This is a genomic window from Nonomuraea composti (assembly GCF_012034275.1).
In the GTDB taxonomy this organism is placed as follows: Bacteria; Actinomycetota; Actinomycetes; order Streptosporangiales; family Streptosporangiaceae; genus Nonomuraea; species Nonomuraea composti.
This window is the reverse complement of the sequence record NZ_JAATEP010000021.1, coordinates 62,458-86,860: the sequence shown is the minus strand read 5'-3', so window position 1 is coordinate 86,860 and position 24,403 is coordinate 62,458. Positions and strand designations below refer to the sequence as shown.

Sequence of the window (24,403 nt, the reverse complement as noted above, 5' to 3'; positions counted from 1 at the left end):
GTCAATCGGCCGTTTACCGTTAGGAAACTTTCCTTTACATTGGGGCCATCCCCCCATGTGAAGGAGCCACTTCAATGAGAAGGACCCTCACGTTAGTCGCCGTGGTGGTGATCGCGGTCGCCACCACGGTGTTCAACACCAGCCCGGCCTTCGCCCACGGGTACGTCCTGACCCCGCCCTCCCGCCAGGCCAACTGCGCCCAGGGCAAGGTCTCCGGCTGCGGCAACATCATCTACGAGCCGCAGAGCGTCGAAGGCCCGAAGGGGCTGCGCAGCTGTCACGCCAACCTCAGCCAGTTCGCGCAGCTCAGCGACGACAACAAGGCGTGGCCCGTCGCCTCCGTGGGCAGGTCGGTGACGTTCACCTGGACGTTCACCGCCCGGCACGCCACGCTGAACTACGAGTACTACATCGGCAACACGCGGGTCGCGGTCTTCGACGGCCACGGCCAGCAGCCGCCCGCGACGATCTCGCACACGGTCGACTTCTCCGGCTACTCGGGCCGCCAGAAGGTCCTGGCCATCTGGAACATCTCCGACACGACGAACGCGTTCTACTCCTGCGTCGACCTGAACATCGGCGGCGGTGGCGGCAACCCGACCCCGACCCCCACCCCGACCGTCACGCCCACCCCCACGCCGACCCCGACCCCGACGCCGACCACGCCCTCGGGCACGTGGAAGGCCGGCACGGCCTACGCCGTGGGCAACACCGTCACCTACAACGGCGCCACGTACCGGTGCCTCCAGGCGCACACCGCCCTCGCGGGCTGGGAGCCGCCGAACGTGCCCGCCCTCTGGGCCCGCGGGTAGCACCGGGGACCGGCCGCCGCACCGCGCGGCGGCCGGCCCTCCCAAAGAGAACCAGCCCGCCGCGACCCCGGACCGTCAGGCCGTCGGCTTGCAGGTCGGGTGGCACAGGCGGCGGGCCAGGGCCGCGAGGAACACGTCGATGATCTCCCCGGGCTCCTCGGCCTCGTGCAGGGAGCCGTTGGTGGCGGCCGTGATCCGGGACAGGCCGGCCCGGTCCACGCCCTTGCCGAACGCGATCACGATGATCTGTACGGGCCGGTCCGGGTTCCACTCCTGGCGCAGCCGGTCGAGGAGCTGCGTCAGGGTCGTGCCCCTGCCGTCGTCCCGCCCCGCCGTGATCACCAGGAGCGCGTTGTTCATCTCCTCCCGGTAGTCGCTGGTCATGGTGCGGAAGCCGCTGAGTATCGCGTCGTAGAGCGAGCTGTCGCGTCCGGGGTGGGCGGTGATGGTGGTGGTGAGCTGGTCGAGGCGGCTGCGGCGGATGACCTGCCCGGTCTCGGGCTCGTTGATGGGGCCGAGGCCGACGTGCTGCCGGTAGCCCCTGATGCCGCCCACCTTGTCGGCGAACTCCCACAGCCCCATGTGGGTGGAGTCGGGGAAGAGCCGCAGCCCGATCTTGGCCGCGTCGAGGGCCACGCTGACGCGGGTGCTGCCGTTGAGCGGCTCGGCCATGTGCTTGGAGGTGTCGGCCAGCACGAGGATGTTGGTGGGCGGGGCGAGCCGGCTCCACGCGCGCAGCGCCTCGTCGATGTCCTGCGGCGAGACCGACGACCTGGTCTTGGGAGCGGCGGAGGGAAGCTGCGGGCCGGGCGAGATCGGGCCCTGCGTGCCGTCGCCGGAGCGGAAGCCGGCCCGCCGGACGATCTCCTGCGCCTGCGCGCCCTTCAGCCAGTCGGCGAAGACGGTGGACGCCTCGGCCACGTCGGGGTCGGCGGCGGTGACGACGTACGGGTAGTCGAGGTTGATCGTGCCCTCGCGCGGGTGCAGGGCCACGACCGGGTCGGCGGAGGGGCGCAGGTTGTGCTGCCACACCGACTGCTCGGGCACGATGACGACGGGACGCTGCCAGAACGTGTGGTCGTCCACGGCCGCCAGCATGCTGCGGTAGTCGGGCGCCGACCCTGCCTGCGCCCAGCGGACGAACGCGGTCAGCGCCTTGTCGGCGTCGGGCCCGGTGCCGACGACGTCCCTGGCGGCGGCCACGGTGGCGATGCCCGCGCCGGCCAGGGACGGGTCCGGCACGCGGACGACGTCCGGCTCGTCGGCGGTGGGCGTCAGCCGGCCGCGCACGGTCGAGGGGAAGACCATCCGCCAGTTCATCTCGGTCTTCCCCACGGAGAAGCGCTGCGCCAGCGACGCCCGGGTGGCGAACACCAGCGGCGAGGTCGCCACCACGCTCTCCCCCGCCGGCAGCGAGCTGGCGCCCTGCTGGCGGGCCAGCCTGATCCAGGCGGAGGAGTCGGCGATCCAGCCGTCGGGCCGCTCGGCCAGCACGCCGGCCCGGTCGCCGATCAGCGTCCGTAAGACCGTGGCCGGCGGCTGCTCGGTCACCTGGACCAGCACGCACCGGCCGCCCACGGCCGTCTTCGTCCCGTTGAACCGGTCGGCGGCCCGCATGACGGCCGGGGCGACGTCCACGGCGGCGGCGACGTCGACCAGGAGGGGCTCGCGGGTGCTGCACAGCACCCCGCCGCCACCGAAGATCACGACGAGGCCGGCCGCGACGATGGCCACGGCCGTGAGCCCTGCGAGCATGCCGCGCTGGAACGCCTTCCTGCGGCGCTGCTCGGGGGACAGCGCGGCGCGGTGCCGACCCAACCGCACGGTGAAGACCTCTCTCCCGGGGGAGTGATGATTCTCCCAGCGCCTCACAGGGCGAGCGCAAGCCCTTGTTAGAACACGTTACAACTAGGCGAGGGGCAGCACCCTCCTGACGCTCTGGCAGACGCCGTCACTGGCCGCCGAGGCGGCCAGCCGCTCCTCCGACGGCACGCCGTACTCGGTGGTGCGCTGCCGGACCGGCCTGCCGGTGACCTCGACCATCGCGCGCAGCTCGCTGATCGTCTTGTACGAGCCGTTCTCCGACCCGGCCATCCGGCTGATCGTCTCCTCCATCAGCGTGCCGCCGAGGTCGTTGACCCCGCCCTGGAGCACCTGGCGGCACAGGTCGTCCTGGAGCTTGACCCACGAGCACTGGATGTTGCCGATGGCGCCGTGCAGCAGGATCCGGGCCAGGGCGTGCACCGCGCGGTTCTCCTGCGCGGTCGGGCCCGGCCTGGCCACGCCCGCCAGGTAGATCGGGGCGCTGGTGTGCACGAACGGCAGCAGCACGAACTCGGAGAAGCCGCCGGTCTCCTCCTGCAGCCCCCTGATCAGCTTGATGTGCCTGACCCAGTGCAGGTGGTTGTCCACGTGCCCGTACATCATGGTCGAGGTGGTGGGGATGCCGACCCGGTGCGCCGTGGTGATCACCTCGATCCACTCCTTGGCCGGCAGCTTGCCCTTGGTCAGCACCCAGCGCACGTCGTCGTCGAGGATCTCGGCCGCCGTGCCGGGCAGCGAGTCCACGCCCGCCTCCTTGGCGGCCTCCAGCCAGTCGCGGATCGACAGGTTCGTCCGGGAGGCGCCGTTGATGACCTCCATCGGGGAGAACGCGTGCACGTGCATGCCCGGCGTGCGCGCCTTCACCGCCCTGGCGATGTCGAAGTAGGCGGTGCCGGGCAGGTCGGGGTGGATGCCGCCCTGCATGCACACCTCGGTCGCGCCGGCCGCCCACGCCTCCTCGGCCCGGTCGGCGACCTGCTCGACGCTCAGCGTGTACGCGTCGGCGTCCGTCCTGCGCTGGGCGAAGGCGCAGAAGCGGCAGCCGGTGTAGCAGACGTTGGTGAAGTTGATGTTCCGGTTGACCACGTAGGTGACGTCGTCGCCCACGGCCTGCTTGCGCAGCGCGTCGGCGATCGCGGCCAGCTCGTCCAGCGCCTCCCCCTCGGCCCCGAGCAGGGCGACGGCCTCGGCGTCCGTCAGGCCGGCCGGGTCGGCCTCGGCCCGCCTGAGCGCCTGTCGCACGTCGCTGGGGGTGGTGGCGGCGACGGTGCCCAGGCGCTCGCGCAGGGCGTCCCAGTCGCCGTAGACGTGGTCGAAGTCGTCGCGGCGGTCGTTCGTGCGGCCCGTGGTGTCGACCTCGACGTGCAGGTCCACCCGCCCGGACGCGGCGAAACCGCCGTCGGGCTCCTGCCAGGGCCGGCCCTCCAGCACGGCGTCCTCGCGGGCCAGGCCCGTCTCCGGGTCGGCCAGGGCGGAGACGTGCGCGATCAGGCGCGGGTCGAGCCAGGGCTCCCCGGCCAGCACGTACTCGGGGTAGATCGTCAGCCGCTCCCTGAGCCGGAACCCGGCCTCGCCGGTGCGGGCGGCCAGGTCGTCGATCTGCGGCCACGGCCGCTCGGGGTTGACGTGGTCGGGGGTGAGCGGCGACACGCCGCCCCAGTCGTCGATGCCGGCCCTGATCATCAGCTCGTACTCGGAGTCCACCAGGTTGGGCGGCGCCTGGAGACGGACGCGGGGGCCGAGCACCAGGCGGGCCACCGCGATCGTGGCGGCCAGCTCCTGGAGGTCGGCGTCCGGCAGGCCGCGCATGGCGGTGTCGGGCTTGGCGCGGAAGTTCTGCACGATGACTTCCTGGATGCCGCCGTACTCCCTGGCCACCTTGCGGATCGCGAAGATCGACTCGGCGCGGTCCTCGACGGTCTCGCCGATGCCGATGAGGATGCCCGTGGTGAACGGCACGTTCGTGCGGCCGGCGTCCTCCAGCACGCGCAGCCGCACGGCCGGGTCCTTGTCCGGCGAGCCGTAGTGCGGCTGCCCCTTCTCCTCGAACAGCCGCCGCGACGTCGTCTCCAGCATCATCCCCATGGACGGCGCGACGGGCTTGAGCCGCTGGAAGTCCCGCCAGCTCAGCACCCCCGGGTTGAGGTGCGGCAGCAACCCGGTCTCCTCCAGCACCCTGATCGCCATCGCCCGCACGTAGGACAACGTGTCGTCATAGCCGTGCGCGTCCAGCCACTCCCTGGCCTGGTGCCAGCGATCCTCCGGCCGGTCCCCCAGCGTGAACAGCGCCTCCTTGCACCCCATGGCCGCCCCCTGCCGGGCGATCTCCAGCACCTCGTCGGGGCTCAGGAACGGCGCGGGCAGCTTGTGCGGCGCCGTCGCGAACGTGCAATAACCACACCGGTCCCGGCACAGCCGGGTCAACGGGATGAACACTTTCCTGCTGTAGGTGATGATCCCCTCGCGCCCGGCGGCCCGCAGACCGGCGTCGCGCACGCGGGAGGCGTGGTCGAGGAGCGTGTCGAGGTGCCCGTCCCTGGCGTGCAGGAGCACGGTCGCCTCGGTCACGTCGAGCGTCTTGCCGTCCCTGGCACGGGCGAGGGCGCGGCGGAGCGCGGAGTCAGAACTCATAGAGGCACAGTACGACGGGCTGAGTTCACCGTACGCACCCAGGGCCCGCGATCAGAACGACCGATAGTCGCGTACGGACATCCTGGGCCCCCTGGCCGGCGGGCGCAGGCCGCTGAGCCACACCAGCACCGTGGCCCGGTGCCGGTGCCCCGCGTACGGCTCCAGCAGCCGCAGCATCCCGGGATCGTCGGTCTTCTCCCCCGTCAGCGCGTAGCCGACCAGCTTGGCCAGGTGGAAGTCGCCGACGCTGACCGCGTCGGGGTCGCCGAACGCCCGCTGGCGCACCTCCGCCGACGTCCACACGCCGATCCCGGGCAGCGCGCGCAGCAGCCGGTCGAGCTCCTGCGTGGTGGCGGCGGCCTCCAGCTTGGCGGCGTGCCAGGCGGCGGTGGCGATCGTCCGGGCGCGCACCGCCTCGGCCCCCGACCGGTGCCAGTGCCAGGACGGGATCTGCCGCCACACCTCGGGCTCGGGCACCACCCGCATGCCCTCGGGCGCGGGCCCCGGCGCGGGCTCGCCGTAGCGGCCGAGCAGCCACCGCCAGGCCCGCCACGCCTCCTGCCCGACCACCTTCTGCTCCAGCACGGCGGGCACGAGGGCCTCCATCACCCGCCCCGTACGCCCGATGCGCAGCCCGCCCGGATGCCGCCTGGCGGCCTCGGCCAGCACCTCGTGCCTGACCGTGAACCCGGACAGGTCGTCGTCGGCGCCCAGCAGCGCGGGCAGCGTCTCCAGCGCCCATCCGGCGCCGGGCCCCCACGCCTGCCCGTGCACGGTGCCCGCCTTGACGCTCACCCTGAGCGTGCAGGGGCCGTCGGGGGATCGGGAGGTGCGCCACACGGCCCCGTCGGGGGTGCGGCGCCAGGTGGGGTCGCCGCCGCCGCGCTTGTGCGGCTGCAGGGCCAGCCCCACGTCGAGCGGCCCGCCGGGCTCCCACCTGCGCTCCCTCACCCGTCCAGTCTGCCCCCGCCGCGCGGGTGGGTCGGACGTCACGCGAGAACCGCGGCGCGCGCCTGGAGCCGTCCTGGAGGACCGCGGCACGCGCTCGAAGCGGGTGGGTCAGACGTCGCTGGAGTAGCGCAGCGCGCGCTCGGGCAGCTCGATGCCCGGCCAGATGCGCACGCCGTTCTGCAGCTCGTTGCCCGGCCCCACGATGGCGCCGTCGCCGATGACCGCGTCGCGCACCACCGTGCCGGCGCAGACCCGCGCCCCCTGGCCGACCACGGAGTCGGTCACCACGGCGCCGGTCTCCACGACGCAGTCGTCGCTCAGCACGGAGCCCACCACGGTGGCGCCCGCCTCGACGACGGCCCGCGCGCCGACGGCCGTGCCGCCCTGGACCTTCGCCTCGGGCGAGATCACGGCCCCTTCGAGCCGCAGGAACTCGCCCGTGGGCCCGGGCAGCGCGGGCGAGGCCAGGCGGCCGAGCACCAGGTCGCGCGAGCCCTGCACGTAGGCGGTGGGCGTGCCGACGTCGAGCCAGTAGGTGCGGTCGGCGTAGCCCAGCACGAGCTCGCCGGACTCGATCAGCCCGGGGAACGTCTCGCGCTCGACCGAGACGACCTCATCCCGCGGGATCGAGTCGATCACGGACCGGGTGAAGACGTAGCAGCCGGCGTTGATCCGGTTCGTCACCGGGTTGGGGGTCTTCTCCAGGAACGCCGTCACCCGCCCCGCCTCGTCGGTCGGCACGCAGCCGAACCGGGAGGGATCCTCGACCTCCGTCAAATGGAGCGTTACAGCGGCCTGCCGGGCGCGGTGCAGGCGCACCTGCTCGCCTATGTCGTGACCGGAGAGGATGTCGCCGTTGAGTATCAGGACGGGGTCGTCGGGGCCGGCCGTCAGCGCCTCGGCGGCGTTGCGGATCGCGCCGCCGGTGCCCAGCGGCGTCTCCTCCGTCATGTACTCGAGCGAGAGCCCGAACGCGGCCCCGTCACCGAAGGCAGGCTCGAACATGGACGCCTTGTAGGAGGTGGCGAACACGATCCGGCGCACCCCGAAAGAACGGGCGCGCGCCAACTGGTGGGCCAGGAACGGCACCCCGGCGGTCTGCAGCAGCGGCTTGGGCGTGCCCAGTGTCAGCGGACGCAGGCGCGTGCCCTGCCCCCCGACCAGGAGGATCGCCTCGAGGTCTGGCAAAGAGCTCTCCATCACTCCGTGAGGTTACCGAACTATTCGATTGCGCGTTGATAGGAGCTGAGATGCGCCTCCGCGGAGGCGTCCCATGTGAACTCGCGAGCTCTGGCCAGCCCGGCTTCCTGAAGCTGCTTCCTGCGCTCGGCCGAGGCCAGCAGCCGCCCCAGCTCGGCGGCGATGCTGTCGGCGTCCGGCTCAGTGTAGGCCACGGCGTCGCCGCCCACCTCGGGCAGCGAGGTGCGGTGGGTGGTCAGCACCGGGGCGCCGCAGGCCATGGCCTCCAGCACCGGCAGCCCGAACCCCTCTCCGCGCGAGGGGAAGGCCACCACCAGCGCCCCGCCCAGGAACCCGGGCAGGTCGGGCGCGCGCAGGTAGCCGGGCCTGATGACCCGCACGGTGGCCTCGACCTCGCGGCAGGCGGCGTCCACGTCGTCCTCGTGCACGCCGCCGCCGAGCACCAGCGCCGGCGGCTTGTCCAGCCGCTTCACGGCGGCGGCGAAGCCGCGGATGAGGTTGGGGACGTTCTTGCGCGGGTCGAGCGCGCCCAGGAAGGCGACGTACGGCTGGCCGTGCAGCCCGCAGCGCATGGCGGCGCGGCGGATCTCCTCCTCGCTCGGCGGATGGAACTGCGCCAGGTCGACGCCGTGGTAGGCGACGTCGATGCGGGTGGGGTCGGCGGACAGCACGCGGACCAGCTCGTCTCGCGTCGCCTTGGACGGCACGATCACGCGCTTGGCGTGGCGTACGGCGGTGCGGGTGGCCGAGCGGAAGAACGCGGCGCGCGGGCTGTGCTGGTCGGGCTCGGTGAACCAGGTGGCGTCGTGCACGGTCACGACGGTCGGCACGCCCGAGCTGAGCGGGATGGAGTAGTAGGGGGCGTGGATGACGTCGGCGCCGGCCTGGCGGGCGAGCAGTGGGAGCCCTGTCTGCTCCCACGCCAGCCTGGCGGCTCTGTTGGTGATGCCGACGGGCCCTGGAAGGATCTGGGCCGACGGCGCGAGGCGCCGGTATCTCTCGGCTTCGGCACGCTGGCAGACCACCGACAGCTCCGCACCGGCCCGATCGAGCGCGGCCACGAGCCCGTCCACATATCTGATCAACGCGCCGCGGTCTGCGGGGACCGCCGCCGCATCGACGAGCACTCGAGGCATTACGAAGATCTTCTCCCCTCAAGATCAACGTGGGACCGGGCGTCCCCCTCTGAAGTTCAGCTTATGACCAGCCTCCCCTAAATCGTGGGCCAAATCACACGGAGTCGCGACGCGCCGCGATTCCGGCCAAGCCCGCACAGATCAGATCCCCGAGAATGATGACAATGCGGGACGAAAGGGCCACCGCGATCGCGGCACCGGAGTCGAGATGGGGCGCCAGCACCGCCACCATGGCCGCCTCCCTGACACCCGCGCCCGCCGGGATCACGAACGTCAGGATGCCCAGGCACCACGACAGCGCGAAGGCCCCGACGGCGAAGATCAGGCCGCCCTGCGGGGCGACGAAGTACAGGTGCACGCCGTAGGCGAGCCAGCCGGCCAGCGCCCAGCCGAGCGCGGTCAGCATGCCGCGCCTGGTCAGCGGGCGTTCGAGCGGCTCGCGCCTGAGCCGGCGCAGGACCTGGCCGATGACCGCGTTGATGACCTTGGGCTCCAGCAGGACGAGCAGCAGCGGGACGAACAGCAGCAGCCAGCCGTAGCGGTCCCAGCCCAGCGTGACCAGCGTCACCAGCAGGCCGGTGGCGAGCTGGATCGGCATCATCAGGAAGAACGCCGCCGCGCTGCGGGAGCGCGGCACGCCGAGGTCGCGGCCCATCTCCATCTGGGCCAGCACCGGCCAGACGGCGCCCGGGATGTACTTGCCGAGCTGGCCCACGAAGAACACCTTGGCCGCCGGGCGCGCCGGCAGCGGCGAGCCCAGGTCGGCCAGCAGGGTGCGCCAGGTCAGCATGGCCCCGAGCAGCGCGGCCACCACCGCGACCAGCGAGGCGGCCAGCGCCCCCCACGACAGCCGGGCGAACCCGGCCACCACCGCGTCCCACTCCCTGGCCACCGCCCAGGTGCCGAAGCCGAGCGCGACGGCCAGAAAGCCGTACCTCACCAGCCGGCGAGCCAGCGAGCGGCGCGGCACCGGCTCCACGGGCGCCTTCACCACGGGCGCACCCGCTCGGGCGGCTGCGGCAGCCGCGGCCCCACCGGCCGGCGCGGCGTCTTGGTGGCCACCCACAGGTACGTCGGGACGACCGGCAGCAGCAGCCTCAGCACCTCGCGCGGCATCCGCGACAGCACCGTGCGCACCACCTTCCCCAGCACCCCGGGGAACAGCTCGCCCCCCGCGAACCTGGTGGGCGTGGCCAGCACGGGAAGCGTGTAGTCCCACACATGGAAGGCCCGCACCATCCGGCGCAGCCCGCGCCGCGTCCTGAACCGCTCGTAGTAGTGGTCGGCCCGCCCGAACGCGCGCACGTAGCGGTCGGCCAGCGCCGGCGGCAGGTACGACAGGAACGGCAGCTTGTAGTGCGGCTCCATCACCCCGAGCCGGTTGCCCAGCCCCAGGTAGAGCACCCCGTCGTCGGACAGCACGCGGCGCATCTCCGCCACCACCGCGTCGGGGTCGACCACGTGCTCGTAGATGTGGTTGAACACCAGCACGTCGATCGAGCCGTCGGGGAACGGCAGCGCCGTGCCGTCGCCGCAGACGAACGCCACCCGCTCACCGAACCGGTCGGCCGCCTTGCGCAGCCCCGGCACGTCGATGTCGATGCCGAGCGTGTGCTTGGCCCCGGCCTGCGCGAGCTCGTCGGCGATGAACCCGGCCGAGCAGCCGACGTCGCCGACGGTCAGCCCGGCGAGCGGCCCGTGGAAGTGCTCCAGCACCGCGATGATCTTCGCCGCCTTCCGCCTGCGCTTCGCCTCGTCGAGCATGGCGGACTGGAACTCCGAGTATTCGAGCTGCGCGACCCGTTGCTTCACCACGGTTCCCCACCGTACCGACCTCCGGGCCCCCGCGACGCCTTCTGGATTTACCCGGGAGGGCACGCGTAACCTGAGCCAATGCTCCGCCGCCTGCTGCGCATCGTCCTGGCCCTGGTCGCGCTCGGCTTCCTCGGCTACGGGCTGGCCGCCAACTGGCACGACACCACCACCGCGCTGGCGGCGATGTCGCCGTGGGCGGTGCTCGGCTCGTTCGCGGCGGTGCTGATCGGCCAGTTCTGCATGCTGCTGGCCTGGCGGGAGATCCTGGCGGGGCTCGGCACGCGGGTGCCGGTGCGGATCGCCGGGCGGATCATGTTCGTGGGGCAGCTCGGCAAGTACATCCCGGGCGCGGTGTGGGCGTACGCGGCGATGATGGAGCTCGGGCGCGACCACGGCAGCCCGCCGCGGCGCACGTTCGCGACGATCTCGCTGGGGCTGGTGATCAACCTCGGGGTCGCGATCTCGATCGCCGCCGCCACGCTGGGCACGCTGGAGGCGGTCCGGCAGACCTGGTACATCGTGCTGCTCGTCCCGGTGATCATCGTGTGCCTGCACCCCAAGGTGCTCACCTGGGGCCTCAACCTGGCGCTGCGCGTCGCGCGCAGGGAGCCGCTGGAGAGCGTGCTGCCCGGCCGCACGGTGCTGGTCGCGGTGGCGTGGACGGCGCTCGGCTGGCTCGTGTACGGCGTGCACATCTGGCTCGTCGCCGGCCACCCCGGCCTGTACGTGGTGGCGACCGGCGCCTACGCCTTCGCCTGGGCCACCGGCATCCTGACCGTGGTCGTGCCGGCCGGGGTCGGCGTCCGGGAGGGCGCGCTCGTGCTCGTGCTCGGCCCGATCGTCGGCACGCCCGCCGCGCTCGCGGTGGCGATCGTGTCGCGGCTGGCGTTCACGCTGGCCGACGCGGCGGCCGCGGGCATCGCGTTCGTGCTCGGCCGTCAGGCACCGAGCAGCGCCGTCGCGTACGCCGACCAGAACGGCTCGGGATCGACCGCCTTGACCCCCGACCGCAACCTCTCCGGCTCGCCCGAGGCGTAAAACCGCTCGATCGCCGCCCGCAGTGCCCCGGCGTCGCCCGGCTCGACCAGCAGCCCGTCGACGCCGTCGGTGACGTGGTCGGCCAGCGCGCCGACGCGGGTGGCGATCACGGGCAGGCCGTGCTCGTGCGCGAGCCACACGTTCTGGCTGGCCGTGGCGTGGCGGTAGGGCAGCACGAGCGCGTCGGCCGCGGCGAACAGCTTGGGCACGTCCTCGGCCGCGACGTACCCGGGCCGCAGCTCCACCCGGTCGCCGAGGCCCAGCTCGGCGATCAGCGCCTTCGTCTCGTCGAGCCCGCCCCAGAACTCGCCGGCCACCGTCAGCGCGATGCCCTCGGGCAGCGCGCGCAGCAACAGATCCAGGCCCTTGTACGGGCGCACGATGCCGAAGAACAGCAGCCGGCGGCGCACCACCTCGGCGGGCTTCTCGCCGGAGGTCGAGGGCAGGTGCGGCGGCAGCCCGGCCACGCTGACCGGCTTGGCCGTGAGCCCCCTGGCCAGCGCGGCCTGCGGCTCGGAGTGAGCGAGCACGCCGTCCACCCGCTTGAGCAGCGCCTTCATCAGCGGCTCGTCGTAGGGCTTGCGCTCGTGCGGCAGCACGTTGTGGCACAGCGCGACGGTGCGCGTCTTGCGCCCGATCCCGTACAGGATGCCCAGGTAGGCGGGGACCTGCACCGGGCTCAGCACCGCGAGCACCACCAGGTCGGCCGACCGCAGCCGCCGCCCGGCCGCCACCCACCCGTCCGGCCGCCGCCAGTCGAGCCGCCGCACCGTCTTCTGGTAGGGCGTGCCCTCCGGCGCGGAGATCGTCTGCTGGCCCGGGTAGAGGAACGACGGGTACTGGGCCCGCCACGACTCGATCACCACGTCGTGGCCGAGCGCCGCCAGCCGGTGCGCCAGCTCGGTCGTGTGCTGCGCCCCGCCGCCCTTGTACGGATACGTCGGGCCGACGATCGCGATCCGCACCGTCACTCTCCCCGCGAGCGCACGATCAGGTCGGCCAGCAGCGCCACCGACCCGATCAGCAGCCCCGACAGGAAGATCATGACGGTGTTGGCCGGGAAGTAGAACGGGTGCTGGATCATGTCCCAGACGCCCTTCACGAACCCGATGGCGACCAGCCACAACGCGGGCGGCATGAGCACCTTGAGCGGGTTGAAGTACATGATCATCCGCAGCACCTGGAGGATGTAGCGGTAGGCGTCGGAGACGAAGCTGAACTTCGACTTGCCGGCCCGCTTCGCGTACTCCGTCGGCAGGTAGTAGATGTCGTGCTGGTTCATCAGGAACGACAGCGTGATCGTCGTGACGCACGAGAACCCGGGAGGCAGCAGCCGCAGGTACGGCCGGGCCACCGACTTGCGGAAGGCCCGCAGGCCGGAGTTGAGGTCGGGGATCTTCTGCCCGGCCAGCATCTCGGCCACCTTGCGGATCACCCACTTGGCCGGCACGCGCAGCAGCTTGTGCGAGCCCTCCTCGCTGGTGCGCGCCCCCACCACCTGGTCGATCGTGGAGTCCTTCTCCAGGATCTGCACCAGCTCGGGGATGCGCTCGTTGGCGTAGGACATGTCGGCGTCGGTCCACACCACGATCTCGCCCCTGGCCTCCTGCGTGCCGATGCGCCGCACGGTGCCGGAGCCGCCGTTGCGGTGGAAGGCGCGGATGCGCAGGTGCGGGTAGTGGGGCGCGGCCTCCTGCAGCTTGGCGAGCGTCGCGTCGGTCGAGCAGTCGTCGACGGCGACCAGCTCGTAGGTGTAGCCGCTCGAGTCCATCGCCTTGGTGATGCGCTCCACCTCGTCGATGACGTGATCCTGCTCGTTGTAGCAGGGCAGGACGATCGTGACGTACGGCGCTTCTTCCACGGCAGTTCCACTCTTGGGGGTCTCAAGCGTGCTCACGGGGGTCGAGGGTACTCTGCCCAGCCGGACGGCGAGTCCACATCGGGCCAGCGGGAGCTCCCGATTCAGGGATCATTTCACCAGTCTGGCCCATGCCACGCCGGGCTGCCGGACCACGGCCTGAGCGATCGCCCGTGCCTTCGCCGGATCGTCGAGCCGGGCGTACAGCGTCTCGGAGAACTGGCCGAGCGTGAACCGCAGGTGCGGCTGCCGGTGCCGGGCCAGCCGCAGCGCGAACGGCCGGTCCTCCAGGAACACCTCCTCCACGCCGTCCTGCTCGCGCAGCAGGGCGAAGACCGCGTCCCGCTGGGCCCGCGTCGCGTAGCTCGTGCCGCACGTCCCGGAGGAGGCCAGCCGGGGCGCGCACAGCGCGACGGCCACCTGCGCCTTGCCCGCCCAGAAGTCGGGCCAGGTCAGGAAGATCCGGCCGATGCCCGGCCGCCCGGCGAGGCGGCGCCGGACGGTCTCCAGGTCGGCCGGGCCGCGCAGGCCCGCGCGCAGGTGCGGCGGGTAGGCCAGGCTCCGGTACCGCGCCTCCTCAGGGGACTGCGGCTCCCGCGTGACGATCGCGTCGTACAGCCGCCGCCTCGCCTCCTCGCCCGTGACCAGCGTGACGGAGGTCAGCTCGGGCACCTTCCGCGCCTCGGCCACCGCCTGCTCGGGCGTGCCCGGCTCGCAGGAGTCTCCGGAGTCCGGGCACAGGGTGATCTGCACGCCGTCCGCCTGCGGGAACGGCGCGTCAGGAGGCGGGGACGGCTCCGGCGGGCGCCCGAGCAGGTACCCGCCGCCCACCAGCGCGGCCACCACCCCCGCGAGGATCACCAGTGGCCACCGGCGCGCCGCCGCCCACGCGCTCCACCGGGGCCGCCTGTCGCCCCCGAACGACACCACGTCGTAGGACATGCGGCAACCATCGCAAACCGGTCAGGCGATGGCCATCCAGACGTTCATCCGCAGGGACCACGTGCCGTTCGGGGCCTCGGTGAGCGAGCGCTCATCCTGGCGCGTGACCAGCTCCAGGATCTGCGCCGGCGCCCCGAAGGGCGACACCTGCCCCGCCTCGGCGCCCAGCACCACCGGCACCCGGCCCGCCGCCCGCACCCGCTCGGCCAGCCGCCGCACCTCCGCCTCGGGCGCGAGATCCCCTCGCAGGCGGGCCACCTGCGCCGCCGGCCTGCCGCACATGCCCCGGACGACCTGCACGAACCGGTCACCCGTGACCCGCTCCACCGTCAGCACCGACGCGTCGGCCGGCAGCCGCGCGCACATCGCCGCGACCGCCGCCGCCTCGCCCCGCTCGACCGGCGTGAACGCGGTGCCGATCGACGTCACCGCCGGCGGCACCAGCACCAGCGCCACGGCCGGCGCCATGCCCCACTTCAGCACCTTGGGCCCGTGCCGGTCCGCGAGCCGGCGCAGCCGGGCCAGACCGTACGCGGCCAGCAGGATCATCCCCGGGATCACGATGGGGACCAGGCGGCGGGCCGCCCACGGATGGTCGGGGGTGATCTCGGGCCGCAGCAGCGTCGTGACCGTCGTCCAGCCGATCACCGCGAGCGGCAGCAGCCACTCGAACGACGAGCCGCCGCGCAGCAGCCGGCGCACCAGCAGCGCGGCCGCGATCGTGGCCAGCAGGACGGCCGGGGCGCCGACGTACCAGGTCACCCAGTGCAGCGAGCTCTCGAAGTAGAGCCGCGTGCCGTCCACGGGCAGTCCGTTGGCGCGCTGGATCTGCTGGATCATCTCGAACGTGCGGCGGTCGTCCTCGTTCGTGGGGACCCGGGTCACGGTCTGCACCCACGGGCGCGCGTACAGGGCCGCCATCAGCAGCACCACCAGCACCGCGCCCGTCCGCGGCGCCCATCTCGGCAGGCGGATCCGGACGAGCGCGGGCGCACAGGCCGTCCCGGCGGCGGTCAGCACCAGGACGGCGGCGCAGATCAGCAGCAGCGGCTTCACCGAGCCGGACAGGTAGGAGAGGTAGGGACGGGCCAGCACGTACGCCGCCAGCATCCCCAGCCCGGCCCCGGCCAGCAGCCCCAGCAGCAGCGGCGGCCCCAGCGCCCCTTCCGGCCGGCGGAAGCGCCGCATGGCGATCAGCAGCCCCGCGAACGCCAGCACCGGCAGCACGTCCCGCAGCCCGTCCACCCTGACCAGCACCGCCAGCCCGAACACCAGCCCCGCCAGCGCCGCCCTGGTCCGCTCCCCCCGTGCCAGGGCGTCGTGGGCCAGGGCCAGGCCGCCGAACAGCAGGATCAGCGACGGGATCTCGCTGAACGTGGTGCGCGAGGTGTAGAGGATCGGCTGGCTCACCGCGAACGCCGTCGCCGCCACCAGCGTCCACCGCGGCCCCGCCAGCCGCGCCACCACGCCGGCCACCGTGAGCACGGCCAGCGCGCCCAGCACGGCCGGCACCACGTACGGCCCGCCCAGCCAGTGGCCGATCGCGAACAGCATCGGCGGCCCCGGCATGAACTGCGGCACCACCCCGCCGTCCACGTCGAAGAAGCCGACGCTCTTGAACACCAGCGCGGGATCCGGGCCGCCGAACGCGCCGGCCTGGACGTCGATGGGCAGCCCGCCGTGGGCGGCGATCCAGGCGGCGTACTGGGTGTAGGTGGCGGGGTCACGCCGGACGGCGACCTGCTCGCTGTGCATGATCGCGTTGACCGCGCCCGACGCCACGGCCACCCCGGCGACGCCCCCGACCTGCCACCAGCCGCCCCTGATCGGCGTCGTGCCCTGGACCTTCCGCGCGCCCGCCCAGCACAGCAGCGCGCCCAGCGGGACGCCGAGCAGCGTGGCGGGCAGCGGGGCGAACCGGCCGAGCAGCAGCAGCGGCAGCCCCGCCAGCAGCCAGCCCGCGACGGCCAGCGCGGGCAGCACGGACAACGTGGCGAGCACCCGGCCGGGTCGATCGAGTTCCATCGGAACGGGAGCGTATCCAACCCCGGGCCCACGAGAGCGCGGGGCGGGCCTGGGCGGCGGCGCGGCCGCGGGTCCGCCGTAGTGGCGCGAGCGTGGGTCCGCCGTGGTGGCGCGGGGCGGGTCGTTCGTGGCGGCGCGGGGTGCGGGCCTGCCGTGGCGGCGCGGCCGCCTGCGGAACGCCGGTAGCGTACGGACGGACGCTGCCGGACGAGCGGGAGGACATGCGGTGAGGCCGGAGGCTCGCGACGGGGAGCCCGCGAAGACCGGCCGCGGCCGGTGGCGCCTGCCCGGAAGCCCGCGCGAGCTCGCGCGCCGGCACGGCTGGTTCCTGGCCGTCCTGGCCGTGGGCGCCGCGCTGCGGGCCCTGGCGATGCTCGGCTACCGCCCCGCCCTGTGGTTCCCCGACTCCTACACCTACATCGTCACCGTCTTCAAGCCCCGCCCCGACCTGGTGCGCCCGGCCGGCTACTCGATGTTCCTCAAGCTGCTGGAGCCCCTGCACGCGTTCGGCGCGGTCACGGCGGCGCAGCACCTGCTGGGACTGGCCACCGGGGTGCTGGTCTACCGGACGGCGAGGAGGGTGGCGGGGAGGGCTCCGAGGTGGGCGGCGACGCTGGCCACGGTGCCGGTGCTGCTGGACGCGTACCAGATCGAGCTGGAGCACCTGCTCGTCTCGGACACGCTGTTCATGTTCCTGGTCGTGGCCGCCGTCGCGCTGTGCGCGACGCGCCGGACGGCGACGGTCGCCGGGATCGGCCTGCTGCTGGCCGCCGCCACGCTCACCAGGACGGTCGGCCAGCCGCTGATCGTGGTGCTGGCGGCCTGGTTCGTGCTGCGCGGCTGGATCGGGCCGGCCAAGGGGGGGACCAGGCGGGGCGGCGGCAGGAGGCGGCCGGTGGGGGCGTGGCTGCGGCCGGTCGCCGTGCTGCTGGCCGCCGCGCTGGTGCCGATCGTCGCGTACGGCGCCTGGTTCTACGTCACCTACCAGCGCGTCGGCCTGGTCGGGGCGAACGGCGCCTTCCTGTACGCCCGGACGATGGCGTTCGCCGACTGCGCCAGGATGGACCCGCCGCCCGACGTGAAGGTGCTGTGCGATCCGCGCCCGCCGGAGCGGCGGCCGCCCTCGCAGGAGTACATCTGGGCCAAGGACGCGCCGCTGGTGCTGCGGCCGGGCATCACGTTCTCGAAGGAGAACGACGACCTGGCGGCCAGGTTCGCGATGCTGGCGATCACCGCGCAGCCGCTCGACTACGCCGCCTCGGTGCTGGAGGAGCTGGCCCGCTCGTTCCGGTGGGACCGGCCGATCTATCCCGACGCCGAGATCTACGGCTATTACCAGTTTCCGGTGACCGAGCCGGGGCCACCTGGGCGCTATCCCGCGCAGGTCGGCGCCGAGTATGCCAAGCTCTACGAGCAGGGTGCGATCGGCACGGAGATCGTGGAGCCCTTCGCCGGGTGGTTGCGGGCCTACCAGAGCATGGTGCGCCTGCCCGGCCCGGTGCTCCTGGCGATCTTGCTGGTGCCACCGGTGGCGGCGATCGCCCGCAGGCGTAAGGGAAGGCGCCTGGCGGCGGGGCCGGCCTGGCTGGTGCCCTGGTCGGTGGCCGTTGTGCTGCTGATCACACCGGCCGCGGCCGCCGAGTTCGACTACCGGTACGTGTTGCCGGCCGTGCCCCTGGCCTGTCTGGCGGCGGCGCAGAGCATCAGGCCTGAGCTGCTGCGACAGTCCGGTGGCGATTCGAGGGCGAAAGAGTTTGGCGATGATATTCCACCCAATGTCCGGCTCTGAGTATGCTTTGCCGCGGAAACATCACGTCCGGGTCACGACCATTCCCCATGATCATGGCTCGGTGCACGCCGTACGTGACCTAGTCTCGTGGCGCGGAGCGATCAATCCGGCGGCGCAAGGAGTAGGGCTAGGGGGCGTATGAGTGACTACAGGGGCGTACCGGTAGTCGATCCCGTGCAGGACCGCCGGACGGCCGTCACACAACCCGGCAGCAGGATGGCCCGCCGCCAGGCGGCCGCCGCACCGCCGCCGCCACCGCCCGACGACCGGCCCGCGCGCGGGCACCGCTCCGGCGGCGGTAACGGCGAGAAGACGAAGATGCGCGTGCTGGCCTGGGTCAGCGTCGGCCTGACCGGCGTCATGGTCGCCGGCACGCTGACCGCCTACGCCGCCTTCCGCGACAGCCTCGGCAACATCAACCAGAAGAGCGTCAAGGAAGACATCATCAACCCGCGGCCCCCGGCGACCGGCGCGCTCAACGTGCTGCTCGTCGGCTCCGACACGCGGGCGGGCGCGGGCAACGCGAAGTACGGGCAGGCGCTGGCCCGCCAGGCCGACGCGGGCGGCAAGCGCACCGACACGATCATCCTCATGCACATCTCCCCCAACCGGGACAAGGCGCAGCTCATCAGCTTTCCGCGCGACTCGCTGGTGCAGATCCCCAAGTGCAAGAACGAGACCACCAAGCAGGAGATGCCCGCCCGCCGGGACATGATCAACTCGGCGTACAACTCCGGCGGCATCGCCTGCACGATCTCGACCATCGAGACCCTCACCGGCATCCGCATCAACCACTTCGTCGAGGTGAACTTCAGCGGATTCAAGAACATCGTCGACGCCCTCGGCGGCATCGAGATCTGCCTGAAGACGGCCGTCAACGACAAGGCGTCCAAGCTGGTGCTGCCGGCCGGCAAGAGCCGCCTCGACGGCGAGAAGGCGCTCGGCTACGTGCGCCTGCGCCACTACGGCGACGGCAGCGACATCCAGCGCATCAAGCGCCAGCAGATCTTCCTGAGCAAGGTCGTGGCCAAGGCCACCAGCAGCGAGCTGCTCACCGACGTGGGCCGGCTGCGCGAGTTCGTCGCGGCGGCGGGCAAGTCGGTCACGATGGACCCCGAGCTGGCCAACGACACCGAGGAGCTCATCAACATCGCGATGAGCGCCAAGGAGATGACGGCCAACGGCGTCAAGTTCATCACCGTGCCCTGGGGGCCGGCCCCCGACGACCCCAACCGGGTGGTCTGGAAGGAGCCGGACGCCACCGAGCTGTTCAAGGCGATCAGGACCGACACCGAGGTCGCGACCCCGGAGCCGACCGCGAACAACCAGCCCAAGGCCGCCGCGGTCAAGCCGCAGCAGGTGCGCGTCCAGGTGCTCAACGGCACCAAGACCTTCGGCAAGGCCCGCGAGGTGGCCGACCAGCTCGCCAAGGAGGGCTACAACGTCGTCAGCCTGGGCAACTACGCGCCGCCCGGTGGGGCGAGCCTGGCCAAGAGCGAGATCCACTACACCAAGACCGACACCGCGACCGCCCACGCCGTGAAGCTCGGCGGAGCGGTGCTGCCCAAGCCGCAGGCCGCCTCGGGCAAGGTGCGGGCCACCAACGTGCAGCCGTACACGCCCGCGGCGGGCACCACCGCCACCACGGCGGGGGCCGCCGTGAAGGGCACGCCGGTCATCCAGCTCGTGGTGGGCGAGGACTTCGACTCGGTCAAGGTCACCGAGCTGCCCGACAGCGTCAAGAACAACTCCATCACCGCTTCGGAGCAGAAGAACGTGTGCACCTGAGGCTCCAAATCTCCTGTGGAACCGGGCGTTTCGCGGCTCTGCGAGAGACAGGACCCGCGAGGGCGGGATAGTCTGTTGCGGGTTGGCGACGCAGCGCGACACGAAGCCGCAAGGGTTTTCCCGACCCTGTTGTCGTCGTGATTCCCCGGCCCCGAGCGAAGCTGAGCGACTCCTTCTGTGTCTGACACCAGGTTCTCCCCACCGGCCACGCCCCAGCGCAGCCCCGAGGAGCAGGGGCCCGCCAACACCGGGGCCCGCTGGCCGTTGCCGGAGGAGGCGTTCTGGAGCGAGTCCACCGATCCCCACGGCATCGCGCCGGGCGAGCGCACCGCGCCGCAGGCGGCGATCGCCGAGGGGCCGGACTCCGGCGAGGGGCGTCAGGAGCAGCCGCAGCCGGCGGCCGAGCCGGCCAAGCGCAAGCGCGACCCGTTCCTCGACAACGTCAAGTTCATCCTGATCGCGCTGGTGCCGATCGGGCACTCGCTGGTGCCCACCCTGGCCGCCGACTCGGCGCGGGCCGCCTACATCTTCATCTACGTCTTCCACATGCCGCTGTTCGTGGTGATCAGCGGCTACCTGTCCAGAAACTTCTGGAACTCCAACGCGAAGACCAACAAGCTGGTCGACACGTTCCTCGTCCCGTACGTGATCGTCGAGGTGGGCTACGCCGCGCTCCGCACCGCCCTCGGGCAGAAGTGGAGCCTGACGATCATCGATCCGGCGTGGCTCAACTGGTACCTGCTGGCGCTGCTGTTCTGGCGGTTGTCCACACCGGTGTGGAAGCGGATGAAGTATCCCGTGCCGGTGGCGATCGCGATCTACCTGTTCGCCGGGTTCTCGCAGATCTCGGGTGACTTCAGCATGGACCGGTTCTTCGGCCTGCTGCCGTTCTTCGTGATCGGCCTGGTGCTCCAGCCGGAGCACTTCGAGCTGCTCAACCGGCGCTGGATCAAGATCGTGTCGGGGTTCGTCCTGCTCGGCGCGGCGGCGGTGGCGGTCTTCCTCGCGTCGAGGGGCGCCAAGCTGGGCCCGTTCTACTACAAGAACAGCTACCAGGACCTCGACCTGTCCTGGTACATGGGGCTCGGCCTGCGCGTCGGGCTGCTGGTCTGCGCGCTGGCCATGTGCCTGGCCGTGCTGGCGCTGGTGCCCAGGAAGGAGACCTGGTACACCGACCTCGGCACCCGCACCCTCTACTGCTACCTGCTGCACGGCATCCCGGTGCTGATCGCCAAGGAGATGGGCTGGCTGTCGGTCCCGTGGCTGTACGGGCCGCTGGGCGTGCTGGCGATCAGCGCGAGCTGCTTCGCCCTGGCCATCATCCTGTGCCTGCCCGAGACCCGCACCGTCTTCAAGTGGGTGCTGGAGCCCCGCCTGACCTGGCTCTATCGGCGCCCCTCACGAAGTTAAGCGGCCGTTCCCTCCGCATTAACGCCTTTGACCTGGTAAGCGCTCAGCATCGACACATGCGCGCATGTGTCGCCACCACCGTCCACCATCCCGAGGACGCCCGGATCATGCACCGGCAGATCCGGGCGCTGCTCGACGCGGGCCACGAGGTGACCTACGTCGCGCCCTTCACCTATTTCAACGTGACCCCCGCCATGGGCCTGACCGCGATCGACGTGGCCCGCCACGCCTCCTACGGCCGGGCGCGAAGCGCGCTCAGGCGCGGCGTGCGGGACGCAGACCTGCTGATCGTGCACGACCACCGGCTGCTGCGGGCGCTGCCGTACCGGCGGCCTCCGGTCGTCTGGGACGTGCGGGAGCAGGTCACCCCCAAGCAACTCGCCCGCGCCGAAAGGCGCCACCGGGTGATCACGCCGGCCGTGGTCCCCGAAGCGACCCTGGTGTCGCCCAGCCCTCCCTCTCCTGGCGACACCAGGGTCGTGCACATCGGCCGCCTGTCGGCCGAGCGCGGCGTGAGCGAGCTGATCGGGCTGGCCGAGCGGCTGGTCCCGCACGGCATCCGGCTCGACCTCATCGGCGCCGCCGCCCGCGACGTGCGCCCCCTGCTGCGGGACGCGCAGCGGGTGGGCCTGCTCGACTGGTTCGGGTACGTCCCCAACCGGCACGCCCTGCGCATGGCCGAGGGGGCGCTGGCCGGGCTGTCGCTGGCCGACGACACGGTCCGCACCCCGCCCACCAAGATCATGGACTACATGGGCAGGGGCCTGCCGGTGATCACGACGCCGCAGGGCGCCTCGCTGGTCGAGGGCGTCGGGTGCGGGCTCGTCGTGCCGCTGGACGTGGACGCGGTGCTGAACGCCGTCCTGGACCTGAAGGAGGACCCGGCGCGGCGGCTGAAGCTGGGCGAGGCGGGGCACGCGCAGGCGCGGCTGCGCCACCACTGGCCCGACCACGCCGAGGCTTTCGTGCGCCGCGCCGAGTCGTGGGCGGGCGTGACCCGGCACGCCCTGGCCGTCTAGGGACGGTCGAGGTCGAAGGTGACGTCGGCCAGGCGGACCGTGCGCACGCGCGGGTCCTCGATGAGCTCGCGCAGCTCCTCGACCGAGGAGAGCTGGTCCACGTAGGCGTAGGCCAGGCCCTCCGTGGCCGCCTTGCGCAGGCGGGCCAGGGACAGGTCGAAGCTGCGCAGGTTCGCGTCGTCGTGCTCGCGCAACAGGCGGACCCAGGCCCGGAAGTTGTCCAGCCCGACCCCGCACCCCTGCTTCCCCTCGGGGAGCTCGCCGCGGTCCCAGGTGGTGTCGCCCCAGGTGATGGGCAGCGAGCTCGTCCTGCGCTCGTAGACCACCTTGTCGGCGCACGCCTTGTTCCGGCTGAGGAATTCCTTCAGCTCTGCCTCCTTGAGCGGCGTGGCGAACTCCACCACCGCCAGCGCGTTGAGCCCGTCGGGCAGCCTCGCCAACACCTTGCGCACCTGGTCCTTGGGCGCCTGCGTGCCACCGACGTCGAACAGCGAGATGGAGAGCCGGGTGCCGGCGGAACTGCCCAGGGGCAGGCGGCCCACACGCCCGAAGAAGTCCTGGCTGATGGTGTAGGTGTCGCCTCCATCCGGCCAGAAGCCCCCGACGGGCCGCAGCGCGGAGGCGGTCACCTGGAACGACATCGACAACGGCGTGGTCTCGCAGCAGTCACCCACGCTCACGTTGTAGGCCGGGTTGTAGAGCTTGAAGGCGGTGCCGAGCACGTCCATCATGCGCTGTTCCCGGTCACCGCGCTGCTGGACGAGGGACGAGCCGATCGTGGCCACGAGCGCGAGCGCCAGCAGCACCGCCAGCACGTTCGCGGTCGTCCTGAGCAGGCCTCGGCGGACGGCCTTCCTGGTCAGCTTCGGGTCGAAGTCTGGCATTTCCGGAAAATCATCAGTCATGGGGGACTCCGTAGGTCTCGGCGAACGCGTTCCTGGCCCGCCAGAGGGCCGTCTTGATCGAGTTGTGCTTCCTGCCGGTCATCGCGGCCACCTCCACGAGCGAGAAGCCCTCGAAGTAGACCAGCGCCAGCAGCCGGCGATGCCGCTCCGGCAGCCGGCCCAGGGCGTCGCGCACCTCCAGCGAGTCCACGTGGAAGGCCGGCGCGCCCAGCTCGTCCGGCTCGGGCAGCGGCAGCTCGCGCCGCGTCCGGCGCACGTGGTCGATGAGGACGTTGCGCGCGATCGTGAGCAGCCACGCGGCCGGGTTCTCCCCGCGCCAGCCCAGCAGCGCCCTGGTCGCCTTGACGAACGTCTCCTGGGCCAGGTCCTCGGCGAGGTGGGGATCACGCGTCCGGCGCAGGAGGAACCCGCACACGAGCGCCCAGTGCTCGCGGTACAAGTCCTCGATGATGGTGCCCCCCGTGGTCTGTCCGTTGTCACATCACACGTAGACGGCACCGGGGCGGGAATGGTCACACGCCTTCATGGTTGATGTACTTGGAGTCATGGCATCGCATCAGATCCAGGGCCGGACGGTGAGCATGCCCGTACGAGTGAGGGACGCCGAGGTGTGCAGTGCCCTCTACCCGGTGCGTGCCGACGCCGCCCGGGCGGTGATCGCGTACTCAGGGCTCGACGTGGCCGAGGTGCTGCCCGGCAAGGCCGTCTGCGCACTGCTGTTCGTCGACTACCGCGACGGCGACCTCGACACCTACCACGAGTTCGGCATGGCCTTCCTCGTGCGGCCGCCGGGCGCCTCCGGCTCGATGGGGCCGGGCGAGCTGCGGCAGGCCGGGGTGTTCGTGCACTGGCTGCCGGTGGACCAGCAGTTCACGCTGGAGGCCGGGCGCACGCTGTGGGGGTTCCCGAAGGAGCTGGCCGACATCGAGCTGCGGCTGTCGTCGCCGTACAAGAGGTGCATCCTGCGCAAGGACGGCCGGCTCGTGCTCGACATGCTGATCAAACCGGGGCTGCCCGTGCCCGCGGGGGCCGCCATGGCGCCGCTCGACGCCTACACGCACCGCGATGGCATCACCCGGCGCATCCCCTGGACCGTGCGGTCGAAGGGCGCCAGGGTGCGGCCCAGCGGGGCGCTGATCCGCCTGGGCAACCATCCCATCGCCAAGGAGCTGAGCGAGCTGGGGCTGCCCAAGCGGGCGATGTTCAGCACGACGATCTCGCACGCCGAGATGAGCTTCGGCGAGGCCACCGAGGTGTAGA

20 protein-coding genes are annotated in these 24,403 nt (G+C 72.1%); 7 read left to right on the top strand and 13 right to left on the bottom strand.

Translation table 11 applies throughout. From position 1 onward, the window contains the following. Window positions 1–74: 74 nt before the first annotated feature. A complete protein-coding gene (locus HCN51_RS27940) occupies window positions 75–812 on the top strand; it encodes a lytic polysaccharide monooxygenase (protein ID WP_168013171.1) in 738 nt (245 codons plus the stop codon). Between the two features lie 75 nt (window positions 813–887). Here the strand turns inward: HCN51_RS27940 and HCN51_RS27935 are convergent, their stop codons facing one another. The 7 genes from HCN51_RS27935 to HCN51_RS27905 all read right to left on the bottom strand — a co-directional run bounded on the left by HCN51_RS27935 (window position 888) and on the right by HCN51_RS27905 (window position 10,369). Beyond that, window positions 888–2,636, bottom strand: a complete 1,749-nt coding sequence (locus HCN51_RS27935) for a substrate-binding and VWA domain-containing protein (RefSeq protein WP_346433823.1) — start codon at window positions 2,634–2,636, stop codon at window positions 888–890. An 84-nt stretch (window positions 2,637–2,720) separates the two neighbouring features. Beyond that, entirely contained in the window at window positions 2,721–5,267 is a 2,547-nt protein-coding gene (locus tag HCN51_RS27930) for a bifunctional FO biosynthesis protein CofGH (RefSeq protein ID WP_168013169.1), read from the bottom strand. Between the two features lie 51 nt (window positions 5,268–5,318). After that, a complete protein-coding gene (locus HCN51_RS27925; protein ID WP_168013167.1) occupies window positions 5,319–6,218 on the bottom strand; it encodes a DNA glycosylase family protein in 900 nt (299 codons plus the stop codon). Between the two features lie 108 nt (window positions 6,219–6,326). After that, window positions 6,327–7,406, bottom strand: a complete 1,080-nt coding sequence (gene manB, locus HCN51_RS27920) for a mannose-1-phosphate guanylyltransferase (protein ID WP_240973315.1) — start codon at window positions 7,404–7,406, stop codon at window positions 6,327–6,329. A gap of 32 nt (window positions 7,407–7,438) precedes the next feature. Beyond that, complete coding sequence (locus tag HCN51_RS27915) at window positions 7,439–8,554, bottom strand: glycosyltransferase family 4 protein (protein WP_080042888.1); 1,116 nt, start codon at window positions 8,552–8,554, stop codon at window positions 7,439–7,441. 94 nt (window positions 8,555–8,648) lie between these two features. Beyond that, a complete protein-coding gene (locus HCN51_RS27910) occupies window positions 8,649–9,548 on the bottom strand; it encodes a lysylphosphatidylglycerol synthase domain-containing protein (RefSeq protein WP_346433822.1) in 900 nt (299 codons plus the stop codon). Further along, a complete protein-coding gene (locus tag HCN51_RS27905; protein WP_168013163.1) occupies window positions 9,542–10,369 on the bottom strand; it encodes a methyltransferase domain-containing protein in 828 nt (275 codons plus the stop codon). Before HCN51_RS27905 ends, HCN51_RS27910 begins: the two co-directional genes overlap by 7 nt. Window positions 10,370–10,447: 78 nt before the next feature. Here HCN51_RS27905 and HCN51_RS27900 point away from each other — a divergent pair, with 78 nt between their 5' ends. After that, window positions 10,448–11,407, top strand: coding sequence for a lysylphosphatidylglycerol synthase transmembrane domain-containing protein (locus HCN51_RS27900; RefSeq protein ID WP_168013161.1), 960 nt, complete (start codon window positions 10,448–10,450; stop codon window positions 11,405–11,407). Here the strand turns inward: HCN51_RS27900 and HCN51_RS27895 are convergent. From HCN51_RS27895 to HCN51_RS27880, 4 genes are all read right to left on the bottom strand, one after another. Continuing rightward, window positions 11,308–12,372, bottom strand: coding sequence for a glycosyltransferase (locus HCN51_RS27895; protein WP_168013159.1), 1,065 nt, complete (start codon window positions 12,370–12,372; stop codon window positions 11,308–11,310). The two genes, HCN51_RS27900 and HCN51_RS27895, sit on opposite strands and share 100 nt — an antisense overlap. 2 nt (window positions 12,373–12,374) lie before the next feature. Continuing rightward, on the bottom strand, window positions 12,375–13,304 hold the full coding sequence (locus tag HCN51_RS27890; protein ID WP_080042892.1) for a glycosyltransferase family 2 protein: 930 nt from the start codon (window positions 13,302–13,304) through the stop codon (window positions 12,375–12,377). A 72-nt stretch (window positions 13,305–13,376) separates the two neighbouring features. Further along, window positions 13,377–14,207 carry a hypothetical protein gene (locus tag HCN51_RS27885; protein WP_168013157.1) on the bottom strand — a complete coding sequence of 277 codons (831 nt, stop codon included), beginning with the start codon at window positions 14,205–14,207 and terminating at the stop codon, window positions 13,377–13,379. A 21-nt stretch (window positions 14,208–14,228) separates the two neighbouring features. Next, window positions 14,229–16,232: a hypothetical protein gene (locus HCN51_RS27880; protein WP_168013155.1), complete on the bottom strand. Its 2,004-nt coding sequence runs from the start codon at window positions 16,230–16,232 to the stop codon at window positions 14,229–14,231. A 226-nt stretch (window positions 16,233–16,458) separates the two neighbouring features. Between HCN51_RS27880 and HCN51_RS27875 the strand changes: the two genes are divergently transcribed. From HCN51_RS27875 to HCN51_RS27860, 4 genes are all read left to right on the top strand, one after another. Further along, window positions 16,459–18,021, top strand: coding sequence for a hypothetical protein (locus HCN51_RS27875; protein WP_346433821.1), 1,563 nt, complete (start codon window positions 16,459–16,461; stop codon window positions 18,019–18,021). A gap of 138 nt (window positions 18,022–18,159) precedes the next feature. Beyond that, window positions 18,160–19,809, top strand: a complete 1,650-nt coding sequence (locus HCN51_RS27870) for an LCP family protein (RefSeq protein WP_168013153.1) — start codon at window positions 18,160–18,162, stop codon at window positions 19,807–19,809. A 177-nt stretch (window positions 19,810–19,986) separates the two neighbouring features. Beyond that, window positions 19,987–21,219 (top strand): acyltransferase family protein, encoded by a 1,233-nt coding sequence (locus HCN51_RS27865; RefSeq protein ID WP_080042896.1) that lies wholly within the window; start codon window positions 19,987–19,989, stop codon window positions 21,217–21,219. A gap of 56 nt (window positions 21,220–21,275) precedes the next feature. Continuing rightward, complete coding sequence (locus HCN51_RS27860) at window positions 21,276–22,238, top strand: glycosyltransferase (RefSeq protein WP_168013151.1); 963 nt, start codon at window positions 21,276–21,278, stop codon at window positions 22,236–22,238. Here HCN51_RS27860 and HCN51_RS27855 read toward each other — a convergent pair. Together HCN51_RS27855 and HCN51_RS27850 are read right to left on the bottom strand one after the other, a co-directional pair. Next, window positions 22,235–23,122: a hypothetical protein gene (locus HCN51_RS27855; protein WP_168013148.1), complete on the bottom strand. Its 888-nt coding sequence runs from the start codon at window positions 23,120–23,122 to the stop codon at window positions 22,235–22,237. The genes HCN51_RS27860 and HCN51_RS27855 overlap by 4 nt on opposite strands. 13 nt (window positions 23,123–23,135) lie before the next feature. Beyond that, a complete protein-coding gene (locus HCN51_RS27850; RefSeq protein WP_168013146.1) occupies window positions 23,136–23,582 on the bottom strand; it encodes an RNA polymerase sigma factor in 447 nt (148 codons plus the stop codon). A gap of 106 nt (window positions 23,583–23,688) precedes the next feature. Here HCN51_RS27850 and HCN51_RS27845 point away from each other — a divergent pair, with 106 nt between their 5' ends. After that, complete coding sequence (locus HCN51_RS27845; protein ID WP_168013144.1) at window positions 23,689–24,402, top strand: acetoacetate decarboxylase family protein; 714 nt, start codon at window positions 23,689–23,691, stop codon at window positions 24,400–24,402. Window position 24,403 lies beyond the last annotated feature (1 nt).